This window comes from Acinetobacter sp. OYA S30, assembly GCF_033599315.1.
GTDB lineage: Bacteria > Pseudomonadota > Gammaproteobacteria > Pseudomonadales > Moraxellaceae > Acinetobacter > Acinetobacter baumannii.
Genome location: NZ_JAWVAV010000004.1, coordinates 21,326 through 33,576 on the forward strand (window position 1 = coordinate 21,326; position 12,251 = coordinate 33,576).

Genomic DNA, 12,251 nt, shown 5'->3' on the forward strand with positions numbered 1-12,251 from the left:
CAATATTTTGCAGTATGTCCACCACCCAACTTTCTCTAAATGAGTACCTAACAGCAGTACAAGAAGTCATCCGTATGACCTTCGAAGAACCTGTATGGGTAAAAGCTGAGATTCGGAACTTAAACATTAAAGGTGGACATTACTATCTTGAATTGGCGGAAAAGGCTGAAAATACGGACAAGGTAATTGCAAGCTGTAAGGCAACGATATGGAAATTCACTGCCACAAAAATCGTATCCAAGTTTGAGCGGGAAAGTGGAATAGAGCTATCAAAAGACCTAAATGTACTGATTAAAATCAAAGCTCGCTTTGATCCCCAATATGGTTTTTCAGTCAATATAGAAGACATAGACTCAAGCTTTACGCTGGGCGATATTGCTAAGCGCTATCAGCAGATACTGGCCCGTTTAACGACTGAAGGCTTGATCAATCTAAATAAATCGCTTCCTATACCTTTTGACATTGATAATGTCTTAGTAATTGCACCAGAAAATGCAGCTGGTTTGGGTGATTTCAAGAAAGATGCAGATGCCTTAAGTAGAGCTAATGTTTGTCACTTTATATATCACACTGCAACCTTCCAAGGTAATACGGCTGCTAATAGCATTATGGAGTCTTTAAGCTCAGGTCTGCGCGAATGGGCAAAAAATCATACAATCCCCCCCGACCTCATCGTTATTATCCGTGGTGGTGGAGCAGTCAATGATTTAGCTTATTTAAATGACTATGATCTAGCTACCTTACTCTGCAAACGAAAAGTACCCATTTGGGTCGGTATCGGTCATGAGAAAGATCGAACCATTTTAGATGAAATTGCACACCGATCTTTTGATACCCCAAGTAAAGTGATTGCAGGAATACGTAATCTGATTTCAGAACGATCTCAGGAGGCAATCGATTTTATTCAGTCCATCAAACTACTCTCTCAACATCAAATTTCAGCTTATCAAAGTCAAAATGATCAGTTGATGAATATCATCAAAACCCATGCCCAGAATCAAATAAATACAGCGCAAAAAAATCTTGAATTGATGAAGTCAACAACGCAGTATTTTTCTCAGCAACAACTTAAATTTGCTTCGACTCAAATCGACACATTGATGAGAGAAACCCTACTACAAAACCCTAGGAATGTTCTTGCTAAAGGATATGGGATTATTAGATTAGTAGTAGGTTAAAAGCCACGCAAACGATTTTACATAATCGCCACTTATGAGTAGTGACGTAATTTTAATGTGTCTCGACCTATTTTGAGCCTTCCAGCTGCGTTCGGCCAGAAGCGGACGCCAGGGTGTGCCTTAAAATCCTGCTAAACCCCTCCCAGCTAGCTCCGCCAATTACCGGCGCCTCACTGCATACCAATTGGAAGTCTTATAGCCAAGCGTTTGAGTGCGATTGCTAATTGCTCGCAATAAAACTGTAACATTGAGTCGTTATGCTCACCTCATTATCTGATTTCGTAATCAAAAATAAAGATTGATTACAACAACGAGGGTCTGGCAGCAATGATTCAACTTCAAAATATTACCGTCCAGTACGGACAAATGATTGCGTTGCATCCAACTTCACTCACGTTTCAACAGGGAGAGTTTTCAGTGTTGCTCGGTGCCTCTGGTGCAGGCAAATCAACAATGCTCCGTTGTCTTAACCTGATGCAAAAACCCACTAGCGGCAATATAAACATTACAATGTTAGGTTCATTGTTGGACAAAAAAATATTGCAAGAGCATCGTCGGCGTACTGGCATGATATTCCAGCAGCATCAATTAATTGGTCGACTTTCTGTTTTGCAAAATGTGCTAATGGGTAGACTAGGTTATCACTCGACGCTTCGTACTCTTTTTCCTCTATCGAAGGAGGATCAATCTATTGGATTACACAGCCTTGACCGCGTTGGGCTACTTCACAAAGCACTCTCACGAGTGGATGAGTTAAGTGGCGGTCAGCAACAACGCGTGGGTATAGCTCGGGCATTAGCGCAGCGACCGGCACTTGTTTTGGCAGACGAGCCTGTGGCAAGCCTTGATCCAGCATCCGCCAACAAAGTCTTGGCGCTCTTACACCAAATATGCAAAGAAGACGGCATAACCGCTGTAGTCAGCCTACATCAAGTCGATCTCGCTAAACGCTATGCTGACCGAATCGTCGGTCTGGCTCATGGCAAGGTTGTGTTCGATGCAATACCAGCGGCTCTGACACAAACGCATGTAACTGAACTCTATGAACAAAAAGCGTAATTGAATTCAAACATTCCAAATATTACTCATAACCATTGTTTAACTTAAGAACTGAGGAGAAATAACCATGAAAAAGCTATTCGCTGTACTGGCTCTAATATCGTTTAGCCTCTTAGGTAGTGTCACATATGCCGCACCTAATCCTGACCCCGGCACATTAAAAGTTGCTCTCTTGCCTGATGAAAATGCATCAACCGTCATTAAAAATAATAAGCCTCTAGAGATGTATCTTGAAAAAGCTCTGGGCAAAAAGATTGAGCTTATTGTTACCACTGACTATTCATCAATGATTGAAGGAATGCGGTTCGGTCGTATTGATCTTGCATATTTTGGGCCCTTGTCTTATGTATTGGCCAAACAGAAAAGTAAGATTGAACCATTTGCAGCAATGCAACAAAAAGGCACAACAACTTATCAGTCAGTGCTAATTGTGAATAAGGCGGCGGGCATCAACAACATCACAGATATCAAGAAAAAAGCCGTTGCCTGGGGTGACAAGGCCTCTACATCCAGCCACCTGATCCCCAAATCAATGCTTGCTGATAAAGGATTATTTGCCAAAAAGGATTACAAGGAGCATTTCGTAGGCTCTCACGATGCAGTGGCGATGGCAGTTCAGAATGGACACGCGCAGGCCGGTGGTCTGAGCAAGCCCATTTTCAAATCGCTCGTTCAGAGCGGCTTGATCGATCTAAACAAAGTGAAGGTCTTAGTGGAGTCAAAACCGTTTCCTCAGTACCCATGGACTATGCGCTCTAACTTAAAACCAGAGCTAAAAGTAAAAATTCGTGCTGCCTTCCTCGATTTGAAAGATCCGAACGTGTTGAAACCATTCAAGGCTGAAGGATTCGGGCCTGTAACAGATAAGGATTACGATGTCGTGCGTGATTTAGGTAGTTTGCTAAAGCTAGATTTTTCCAAGTTCTAATTTTTTGAGGTCTCTACAATGAATACGAACTTCGAAGCCATATTGTCAGAGCAGCGCCAAAGCTGGAATCGAGTAGTTAGGTATGTGATATTGATTTTAGCTATTGTCGTCGGATGTTGGTATTACGTTGGTCTATTTGATGGTGAGCGTTTAGGCGAAGGCGTGCCAAGTCTTGTTAGTCTCATTGGTGAGATGTTCCCTCCCAACTTTAGTGAGTGGAGAGCATGGGTCAAGCCAGTGCTCGATACCTTAGCCATGAGTATTGCTGGAACCGCCATCGCTGTGCTTTTGTCCGTGCCCTTGGGTATTTTGGCTGCACGCAATACCAGTCCACATCCAGCGGTCTATCAGGCTGCGCGTGCTCTGTTAAATGTGTTGAGATCTGTTCCTGAGCTTATTATGGGTATAGTTTTCGTGGCAGCTGTCGGCTTTGGTGCACTGCCGGGTGTGTTGGCATTAGGCCTGCACTCAATCGGCATGATCGCTAAGTTTTTTGCGGAAGCGATTGAGCATACAGATCAAGCACCAGTTGAAGCTGCGCAGGCCGCAGGTTGCAGCCCGCTACAAGTGATATTTCATGGCATTTTTCCGCAAGTATTACCGCAAATGGCCGACACCGCGATTTATCGGTGGGAATACAATTTTCGCGCCTCAACGGTGATGGGAATGGTCGGTGCCGGCGGTATAGGTTTCGAGTTGATAGGATCGCTGCGTCTTATGCAATACCAAGAAGTATCCGCGATATTGCTGGTCATTCTTGGGATGGTGACGCTAGTTGATACATTCAGTTCATTCTTGCGTCGCAAGTTCAAGTAGCTAACCCATATAAAAAATCCGGTATACACATGAGGGTCCACATGAAACAAAAAATAGTTCTTACCCACTGGGTTCATCCTGAAATTATCGATTATTTACAATCTGTTGCGGATGTCGTTCCCAACATGACCCGCGATACTATGTCGCGCGCAGAATTGCTGGAGAGAGCAAAGGATGCTGACGCACTGATGGTATTCATGCCTGACAGTATCGATGATGATTTTCTTGCGTCCTGCCCTAAATTGAAGATTGTAGGTGCAGCACTCAAAGGCTATGACAACTTTGATGTCGATGCTTGTACCCGCCGTGGTATTTGGTTCAGCATCGTGCCGGACCTTCTGACCATCCCAACGGCGGAGCTGACAATTGGATTGCTTCTTGGCCTGACTCGCCATCTGGCCGAGGGGGATCGCCGTATCCGAACTCACGGATTTAACGGGTGGAGACCGGAACTATACGGAACGGGTTTAACAGGACGCACACTCGGAATCATCGGTATGGGTGCGGTCGGGCGAGCGATTGCGAAGCGCTTATCGAGTTTTGATATGCGGGTGCTTTATTGCGATGACATCGCCTTGAATCAAGAGCAGGAAAAGGCCTGGAATGCACGACAGGTGAGTCTCGATGAATTATTAAGTAGCAGTGACTTTGTTGTACCTATGCTGCCAATGACGCCGCAAACTTTGCACTTATTGAATGCAGAAACAATTGGCACAATGCGCACAGGAAGCTACTTGATCAATGCGTGTCGTGGTTCAGTTGTCGATGAATTAGCTGTTGCCGAAGCACTTGAATCTGGAAAATTGGCGGGTTATGCGGCAGATGTTTTCGAATTGGAAGAGTGGATCCGTGTTGATAGGCCAACAGCTATTCCGCAGGAGTTACTGACCAATACAGCGCAAACATTTTTCACCCCACATTTGGGGTCTGCGGTCGACGACGTGCGTTTCGAAATCGAGAAACTAGCAGCCAATAATATCTTACAGGCACTGACCGGCCAAAGGCCATCCGATGCTATCAATAATCCAATTTTGGAAGGCGTTAATTGATCAATCTTGAACGCGTAGTTACTTTTCTGGCTGTCGTGAATCGGGGTGGCTTTCGTGAAGCAGCCAAGCACACAGGGCTCTCACAGTCAGCTGTGACTCAGCATGTTAGGCGCCTAGAAGAGTCGCTGAGTGTCAATCTGATTGTGCGAAACAACGCAGGTTGTACGCTCACAGAGGAAGGCAAAGTGTTTTTGCCTTATGCGGAAAACCTAGTGCGCACCGGATCCAGAGCGTGCGCATTATTCGACACAAATCGTCTTGTAATAGGCGCGAGCTCGAATATCGGCATCTATGTATTGCCACCGCACTTGAGGCGGTTCAAGAAAACAGCAACTTGCAATTTTGATGTAGTCATTGGCGATAATCTTACCATTGTGAAAAAACTGGAAAACTTTGAAGTCGATGTGGCCATTATGGAATGGTGGGATCAACGAGAGGGATTTGATGCATGCGTTTGGCGAAGTGAAGAACTAGCTGTGATTGTGCCGGTGGAGCATCCGTGGGCCAAATTGGCGAGTATTCCATTAGATTGGCTGAAGGGAGAGAAATTGCTGGGGGGAGAAACAAGTAGCGGCACAGGGCGTCTGTTACAGCATTTTTTCGGAAGCGTGGCAGATTCTATTGGTGTATCTATGCAGCTTGGAAGCACAGAGGCGGTTAAACGGGCAGTACAGGCAGGCTTGGGTATTTCATTGGTGATCTCTTCGTCTGTGGTCGATGAGTGCGAGAGTGGTCGACTAAGAAGCGTTAAAATTGAAGGGATCACCCCCTACAAAAATCTTTACGTTATTTGTCGTAGCAATATGCTTGAAAATACACCATCGGCACATTTCAAAAAATTTCTACTTCAGTAGATGGATGGTATGTTGTTTATGCCAACAGTTAGAAAGTGTGAAGTTTGCCGTGACATATCATGATTTTAAGTTGATGGTAGCATTTTATTCATTTGCGTTATTTCTCTAGAAGGTAGGCGTCTAAATACTAAGTTTTCTACCTTTAAAAGGCCATATCGAACATCCACTTTAATCTGCGGTATCAAGAGAAGATTATTTTTTGCGAACATCCGCTTTGGGCACAACTGAGCCGGTTCTGGTGCTTTGAAATTAATTTAGATCAATTGCATCGCATATCCACCAGCTAACGTGTCCGTTAGTCTCACTAGCCCCTTTTCGGGTACATCTAGTGTGTCAGGTGCTTAGGCTCTAGCGCAAAAGGCGTACTCTTAATCTTCTCAAGACTCGCCTGTATCCAACCTGCTTTGGTCGCCTGATCATCACTGTGGTCAATGTCCGCGTCATTCAAACCTGATATGTGCTGAATTAGCAGGAGACTTTCACTTGGGATATGCTAGGCAGCTAACCGATAAAAGTTCTCTGCTATTTGATTTGGCGTTTTAAAATCCAAACTCTTTTGAATTCTTCGCTGATTATAAAATAACACAATGTATTTTGTAATATCTGCTTTAGCTTCATCTCTGGTTTTATAGTTGCAATGATGCACTAATTCATTCTTGAGTATGCCCCAGAAACTTTCAATCGGTGCATTATCGTAACAGTCCCCACGTTTGCTCATTGAACCTTGAAAATCACATTTTTCCAGTATCTTTCGATATTCATGGCTGCAATATTGGCTGCCTCTGTCCGAATGAATAATTAAGCCTTTCGTTGGTTTTTGATTACGAATCGCCATAGTCAGTGCATTGCAAACAAGTTGTGCGGTCATACGCTCATTTAAGCTATAGCCAACCACTTGTTTCGTGTACAGGTCTTTTACTGCTGCCAAGTATAACCAACCTTCAGCAGTCCAAATGTATGTAATATCGCTTGACCATGCAAGATTGGGCTTAGTCATTGAAAACTGTTGCTCTAGTAAATTTGCGTAGATCGCTCGATTATGATCACTCTTCGTAGTTCTTTTGAAACGCTTATGACGCTTACAATACAGCTGGTTGAGCTTTTTTATTTGACGTACAGCATACGTACTGATTTTGATACCTTGCGCTTGTAAATGCTTAGTTAATCGAATATAGCCATAGCTTTGTTTAGTTTCCTCATGAGCTATTTTGACCAAAATTGTCTGTTGATTTCGCTGAACCAATCTTTTATTCATGCCTCGTTTTAGCCAATCATAAAATCGTGACACTGAAACGTGAAGTAATCTAGCCATAAAGCTAATCGGGAATAAATATCTTTGCTGTTTCATATAGGCGTACCTTACTGACTTTCTTTCGCAAAGTACGCTGCTGCCTTTTTTAGAAATTCACGTTCCATTTCAGCTGTTTTGAGCTGTTGTTTGAGCTTTTTATTTTCTTCGATAACAAAGCAATTCGTTCTGTTCAACAAGTCGGAGCAACCGTTTCAATTGAAATGCAAGATGGCTTTATTCATGCCGATGTAAATAAGGTGACTAACAATGACTAAGAAAGAGTTAAGTTTTAAAGAAGGTTATGAATTACTAAAGAAAAATGCAACGTTGTTAGAAGATCAAGATGAACCAGATATTGATAACCTTATGAAGATTGTTGAAGAATCAATGTCTGCCTATAAAGCTTGTAAAACAAGAGTCGATGCTGTGCAAAAAGCGCTGAATGATACTTTTAAAGAATAATCCCACATTAAATTTAGTTCTAACAAAATTACTTAATAGTGGGTAGTGTTCAAAAAGCTGTGTCATTTCCTTAAACTGTTAAAAACATGAATGACGCCACTATAACAACAGCCTTTGACTTTGACTTTGACTTTGACTTTGACTTTGAAACAGCATTAAAACAACTCCAGTCAGGACAAGCCTTGACTGGAGAGAATGGCATTTAAGAGTACCAAAATTAGTTCAAGCCACCTTAGAAGATTAACAGTTGACTCACAACAAAAATGGGAATATATTCCCATTTATATGTAAAATCTAGGAATATAGTCCTATTTCAGGAGGATTTATGCCGAAAAGAGATCTATATAAAATTTTGTTCCCCAAACAGCGTAAGGCATTGACCACTTTCGGGGAAGATCTATTACTCGCTGTTAAGCGTCGTGGTTGGACTAAACAAATGATCTGCGACCGTACTGGATTTGATAATAAAACTATAAATAAAGTTTTTGCTGGAGATCCCAGTGTAGCAATCGGTACATATATCAAAGTGATGGGAGTGTTAGGTATGGAAGATAATTTTGCCAAATTAGCAGCCCATGACGAAGTGGGAATTAAACTGCAAAATATTAAATTATTAGAAGGTTCAAAATGACCCGAAATATAGTAGATGTTTATGCTTCTTGGTTACCTATTGATTCACCATTACTTACAGGGCAATTAATGTTTGCTGAGACAAGTCGTGGCGGTGTATTTAGTTTTGCTTATGATCGCTCATTCTTGAAGTCAGAATATCGTCTTCAACTTGATCCATTCTTAACACTTCATCGTGGTGAACTTTATAACGACCTTCCAGATAAGAATTTTCGTAGCTTCTTAGACTCAGCCCCTGACCGTTGGGGACGAATTCTGATGCAACGCCATGCGGCAATAGAACATTACAAAGGTTTACGTTCAAGTGCCAGACTCACGGAATTGGACTATTTACTGGGCGTGCATGATTCTTTTCGCATGGGAGGAATTCGTTTTAAAACAGCAGAGTCTGATAATTTCTTAGATGACAATGACGAGTTTGCAGCTCCTCCAATGACTTCATTACGTGAACTAGAATATGCCGCAATCCAAATTGAGAAAGATGAGAACATTGACAGTGAAGAATATTATCACTGGCTTAAATTATTAATTTCCCCTGGTTCTTCTTTAGGTGGTGCTAGACCTAAAGCTTGCGTGACTGATGAGCAAGGACATCTCTGGATCGCCAAATTTCCTAATCAGAAAGATACATTCGATGTAGGGGCTTGGGAGTTCATCTGTTATGAGTTGGCTCGATTAGCTGGAGTAGAAATGTTCCCAAGTGAAATACGCCGATTCTCTTCAGAACATCATACTTTTCTCACCAAACGATTTGACCGCCAAGGAACTGAGCGAATACATTTCTCATCAGCCATGACTCAACTAGGGTACTACGATGGAGAACATTCAGAGGGGGCAAGTTATCTTGAAATAGCCGAGTTTCTAACCAATAACGGATCACAAACAAAAAATGATCTAGCTCAATTATGGCGCAGGATCATCTTTAATATTGCAATATCAAATACAGATGACCATTTAAGAAATCATGGCTTCTTATTAACTGATAAAGGATGGAAGTTATCACCTGCATATGATCTTAACCCTATTGTAGGGAACCAAGGTTTACACCTTAATATTACAGATACAGCTAATGCACTTGATTACAACTTGGCATTTGAGGTGATTGATTTTTTCCGCTTATCTCAAGAGGAAGCGACTCAGATTTATGATGAAGTATTATTGGCGGTAAAAAAATGGCAAGGCATTGCAAATCGGTTGGGCATTAGTCGTAGTGAACAGCTAATCAAACAGGAAGCTTTTAACGTATAATGGTTGTATTTAGATAGAATAGAAATTGATGTACTATGAAGGACAACGAAAGTTTGCTGTCATCTTTCTGCCAATCAATTGAGAAAATTCATTTCATTGAATTCAGCTTTTTCTAACTGGGGGACGATTGGGGGATCAAATAAGACTATTTATATTTTATTTAAATATTATCAATATATTAATCAAAAAATGTGATTCCCTCTCTCAACCGCCAGAATTCAAAAAAGACCTAATCGTTTTGATTTAGGTCTTTTTATTTAACTTAAATAAAATCAACTTAATCAACGATAAGTAACTTCGCACCATTCAAGCTATAAGACTGGTGTGGTTCGGAGTTATCTCCGCTTGATAACTCATGCCTGAAGTTAAAGTAAATGTTCGTCCATCCTTCAATCTACTTTCCAACTCGCCTTCTAGGCAAAATAATATGTGCCCTTTTTCACACCAATGGTCTGCTAAGTAATTTGCAGAGTACTCGACAAGCCTTACTCTAATCTTATTTGTTTCTTCACCAAAAAATTGAGTTTTCCAATAAGCTTTTCCAGTTTCACCGCTATATTCAGTGACTTCTATTTCTTCCCAGTTTGTAATTTGAAATGGAAAAGGCGCGATATTCATAGTTTTCCCAAAGACGTATTATTGTATTTTCAACTTATAGACAAAATTGGTTTTTGCAAACACTTTAAAAATATTATCTCTTAAAGCCAACGCCCAACTAAGAAAGAAACTCATTAGATTTCTCTAATCAGCCTTAATCCAGATCAAAAACTTCTAATGACTCTACATAAGGCAAAATAAGATATTCATGATTAGATAAATGTTGTTCTAGCTGGTTATGCGTTGTTTGATTGAATTGATAAAAGTTGCTCAACTCATTAAGCAATTGAGGAGTTTTATTTGCATCAAATTTTGATGTTTTAATAAAGAATAATAAGCTTGCCCCTAAACCCACATACTCTAAGCCATAGTTTTGATCTAAATGCTCAATCAAGCTAAAAGACTCAAAAGGGTTCAAATCACAAGTAAAGTAACCATTGAGGCATGCTGCAAATTTTTGAGTTTCAGTTTGAATATTGACTAACTTTACTTGAATAACTTCATCTAAAATTTTTTCTGGTTCAGCATTGATCTGTAGCAGAGTTGCCTGATCTTCATCGCTATAGTTAAGTTTTTTTGGCAAGTTATTAAAGTTTAAATAATTTTCTGGCTTTAATAATTGTTCAATATGGTATTGAAGCTCTAAAGGTCGAGTATTTTCCCAACTTGCTGCACTGTCATCTTCAACGAATTCTGTGGTATCAAAATAAAGCCCCTCTCCCATTGAAGCATGCATAGACGTGTATTCGCACTGTCCTATATCTTCTAAAAGTAATAATACTTTTTTAGGGAAATGTTTCTGCTTAATTTCTGAATATAAGTTAACAACATCATTCCATGAGTTTATTTCACTGATTGTTGCGTAGCATATTAATTCATGAGCATCTTCAGTTATAAGGGAATTTTCTTTTTCTTTAATGCGAAAAACGGTCATAATTTTTTAAATTTAATCTATATTTAACGAACATTTATATCATAAATAAACTGTATATTTAACTTAAAACCTTAATGTAATTTTTTAAAAAATCTTCTATATAAAAGACCCAAACTCTCACGCTTAGGTCTCTCTTTTAAAAATTACTCAGACAGCGCTAATAACTTCTGAACATACTGAACGGCACTGTTATCTATTTCTTGGTGAGTTGGAATAGCATCATCTGGTGAAGGGTTTGTGTCTAAACCATAAAATGCATAAAGCGGTTGATAGACTGCCCCAATATATAAAGCAGTAAGTTCAAAAGAACTAAAAATCTGCTCTAACGAAAGCTTATATTCACCTTGCTCTGAATAAACTTTTTCTTGAGCACCTGCAGACACCGCCAACATAAATTTTTTATTTTTAAGCTTGTCACCTGTTGAACCATAAGCCCAACCATACGCCAAAACTTCATCAAGCCATTGTTTCAAAAGTGGCGGACAGTTAAACCAATACACTGGAAATTGAAAGACTAAATTTTCGTGTTCTTCTACAAGCGCTTGTTCTTTGGCAACATCAATTACGCCATCTGGGTAGGCTTGATAAATCTGGTGAACTGTAAATTGGTCGGGATATTTTTCTAACTCCTCTACCCATCTTTTATTAATTACAGACTGGTCTATGTGAGGATGTGCAACGATCACTAATGTCTTTTTCATTATAAAAACACTCTTATCGAAAAATAGATGAATCGATTATAGAAGTATGCTTTCCTAAATATAAGTACGGTAATTTTTGTTATATACTATACCAAAAGATAGTGTAGATTTTAAAAATGACTGACTGCCTTCCATCAAATACGCCATTAGAAGAAACGGGTTTTGGCTATACCCTTTCTTTAATTAATGGCAAATATAAGATGATCATCATGTATTGGCTGTATGGAAAAACCGTTATGCGTTTTAATGAGTTGCAGCGCTGTATTGGCAATATTTCATTTAGAACGCTGAGCAATACACTTAAAGAGTTAGAAAGAGATGAACTTATTATTCGTAAGGAATATCCTCAAATTCCGCCTAAAGTTGAGTATCGTCTTTCTGAAAGAGGACAGTCTTTAATTCCTTTATTGGATATGATGTGCCAATGGGGCGAGCGGAATATGAATTCTTAGTTTTAGACAGTAAAAATAAAATTATTCCAAAAAATTAGATTTTGGAATAATT

General features: G+C 40.1%; 12 protein-coding genes and 3 pseudogenes. 11 read left to right on the forward strand and 4 right to left on the reverse strand.

Translation table 11 applies throughout. The annotated features are described in order from the left end of the window. Nucleotides 1-14: 14 nt before the first annotated feature. The 6 genes and pseudogenes from xseA to R5R67_RS03150 all read left to right on the forward strand — a co-directional run. Nucleotides 15-1,163, forward strand: a pseudogene (xseA, locus tag R5R67_RS03125) (exodeoxyribonuclease VII large subunit); the annotation flags it as partial. 342 nt (nucleotides 1,164-1,505) lie between these two features. Beyond that, complete coding sequence (phnC, locus tag R5R67_RS03130) at nucleotides 1,506-2,237, forward strand: phosphonate ABC transporter ATP-binding protein (protein ID WP_262443589.1); 732 nt, start codon at nucleotides 1,506-1,508, stop codon at nucleotides 2,235-2,237. Nucleotides 2,238-2,304: 67 nt separating this feature from the next. Further along, nucleotides 2,305-3,165 carry a phosphate/phosphite/phosphonate ABC transporter substrate-binding protein gene (gene phnD, locus R5R67_RS03135; RefSeq protein WP_262443588.1) on the forward strand — a complete coding sequence of 287 codons (861 nt, stop codon included), beginning with the start codon at nucleotides 2,305-2,307 and terminating at the stop codon, nucleotides 3,163-3,165. Between the two features lie 18 nt (nucleotides 3,166-3,183). Then, nucleotides 3,184-3,981, forward strand: a complete 798-nt coding sequence (gene phnE / locus R5R67_RS03140; RefSeq protein ID WP_004757464.1) for a phosphonate ABC transporter, permease protein PhnE — start codon at nucleotides 3,184-3,186, stop codon at nucleotides 3,979-3,981. 41 nt (nucleotides 3,982-4,022) lie between these two features. Further along, nucleotides 4,023-5,030, forward strand: a complete 1,008-nt coding sequence (locus R5R67_RS03145; protein WP_004757466.1) for a phosphonate dehydrogenase — start codon at nucleotides 4,023-4,025, stop codon at nucleotides 5,028-5,030. Continuing rightward, on the forward strand, nucleotides 5,027-5,884 hold the full coding sequence (locus R5R67_RS03150) for a LysR family transcriptional regulator (RefSeq protein WP_009389225.1): 858 nt from the start codon (nucleotides 5,027-5,029) through the stop codon (nucleotides 5,882-5,884). Before R5R67_RS03145 ends, R5R67_RS03150 begins: the two co-directional genes overlap by 4 nt. Nucleotides 5,885-6,377: 493 nt before the next feature. Here R5R67_RS03150 and R5R67_RS03155 read toward each other — a convergent pair. Continuing rightward, nucleotides 6,378-7,348 (reverse strand): annotated as a pseudogene (locus tag R5R67_RS03155) (IS3-like element ISAba21 family transposase); the annotation flags it as partial. Between R5R67_RS03155 and R5R67_RS03160 the strand changes: the two are divergent. The 4 genes from R5R67_RS03160 to R5R67_RS03175 all read left to right on the forward strand — a co-directional run bounded on the left by R5R67_RS03160 (nucleotide 7,319) and on the right by R5R67_RS03175 (nucleotide 9,515). Next, a complete protein-coding gene (locus tag R5R67_RS03160; RefSeq protein ID WP_262443622.1) occupies nucleotides 7,319-7,450 on the forward strand; it encodes a hypothetical protein in 132 nt (43 codons plus the stop codon). The pseudogene R5R67_RS03155 and the gene R5R67_RS03160 overlap by 30 nt on opposite strands. Then, a complete protein-coding gene (gene xseB / locus R5R67_RS03165) occupies nucleotides 7,443-7,637 on the forward strand; it encodes an exodeoxyribonuclease VII small subunit (RefSeq protein ID WP_086376056.1) in 195 nt (64 codons plus the stop codon). Before R5R67_RS03160 ends, xseB begins: the two co-directional genes overlap by 8 nt. A gap of 325 nt (nucleotides 7,638-7,962) precedes the next feature. After that, complete coding sequence (locus R5R67_RS03170; protein ID WP_046812872.1) at nucleotides 7,963-8,268, forward strand: hypothetical protein; 306 nt, start codon at nucleotides 7,963-7,965, stop codon at nucleotides 8,266-8,268. Next, entirely contained in the window at nucleotides 8,265-9,515 is a 1,251-nt protein-coding gene (locus R5R67_RS03175) for a type II toxin-antitoxin system HipA family toxin (protein ID WP_086376055.1), read from the forward strand. Before R5R67_RS03170 ends, R5R67_RS03175 begins: the two co-directional genes overlap by 4 nt. A 277-nt stretch (nucleotides 9,516-9,792) precedes the next feature. On the opposite strand, the pseudogene R5R67_RS03180 reads toward R5R67_RS03175, so the two are convergent. The 3 genes and pseudogenes from R5R67_RS03180 to R5R67_RS03190 all read right to left on the reverse strand — a co-directional run bounded on the left by R5R67_RS03180 (nucleotide 9,793) and on the right by R5R67_RS03190 (nucleotide 11,747). Beyond that, nucleotides 9,793-10,133: pseudogene (locus R5R67_RS03180) on the reverse strand (DHCW motif cupin fold protein). Nucleotides 10,134-10,266: 133 nt separating this feature from the next. After that, nucleotides 10,267-11,046, reverse strand: coding sequence for a hypothetical protein (locus R5R67_RS03185; RefSeq protein ID WP_000215688.1), 780 nt, complete (start codon nucleotides 11,044-11,046; stop codon nucleotides 10,267-10,269). 143 nt (nucleotides 11,047-11,189) lie between these two features. Further along, entirely contained in the window at nucleotides 11,190-11,747 is a 558-nt protein-coding gene (locus R5R67_RS03190; RefSeq protein WP_000753355.1) for an NAD(P)H-dependent oxidoreductase, read from the reverse strand. Between the two features lie 116 nt (nucleotides 11,748-11,863). Between R5R67_RS03190 and R5R67_RS03195 the strand changes: the two genes are divergently transcribed. Beyond that, nucleotides 11,864-12,199, forward strand: coding sequence for a winged helix-turn-helix transcriptional regulator (locus tag R5R67_RS03195; protein ID WP_000128772.1), 336 nt, complete (start codon nucleotides 11,864-11,866; stop codon nucleotides 12,197-12,199). Nucleotides 12,200-12,251 lie beyond the last annotated feature (52 nt).

What these genes read in the sequence shown, in the direction of transcription:
- phnC (WP_262443589.1), top strand. Translation starts at nt 1,506, where the DNA reads ATGATTCAACTTCAAAATATTACCGTCCAGTACGGACAAATGATTGCG.
- phnD (WP_262443588.1), top strand. Translation starts at nt 2,305, where the DNA reads ATGAAAAAGCTATTCGCTGTACTGGCTCTAATATCGTTTAGCCTCTTA.
- phnE (WP_004757464.1), top strand. Translation starts at nt 3,184, where the DNA reads ATGAATACGAACTTCGAAGCCATATTGTCAGAGCAGCGCCAAAGCTGG.
- R5R67_RS03145 (WP_004757466.1), top strand. Translation starts at nt 4,023, where the DNA reads ATGAAACAAAAAATAGTTCTTACCCACTGGGTTCATCCTGAAATTATC.
- xseB (WP_086376056.1), top strand. Translation starts at nt 7,443, where the DNA reads ATGACTAAGAAAGAGTTAAGTTTTAAAGAAGGTTATGAATTACTAAAG.
- R5R67_RS03170 (WP_046812872.1), top strand. Translation starts at nt 7,963, where the DNA reads ATGCCGAAAAGAGATCTATATAAAATTTTGTTCCCCAAACAGCGTAAG.
- R5R67_RS03175 (WP_086376055.1), top strand. Translation starts at nt 8,265, where the DNA reads ATGACCCGAAATATAGTAGATGTTTATGCTTCTTGGTTACCTATTGAT.
- R5R67_RS03185 (WP_000215688.1), bottom strand. Translation starts at nt 11,046, where the DNA reads ATGACCGTTTTTCGCATTAAAGAAAAAGAAAATTCCCTTATAACTGAA.
- R5R67_RS03190 (WP_000753355.1), bottom strand. Translation starts at nt 11,747, where the DNA reads ATGAAAAAGACATTAGTGATCGTTGCACATCCTCACATAGACCAGTCT.
- R5R67_RS03195 (WP_000128772.1), top strand. Translation starts at nt 11,864, where the DNA reads ATGACTGACTGCCTTCCATCAAATACGCCATTAGAAGAAACGGGTTTT.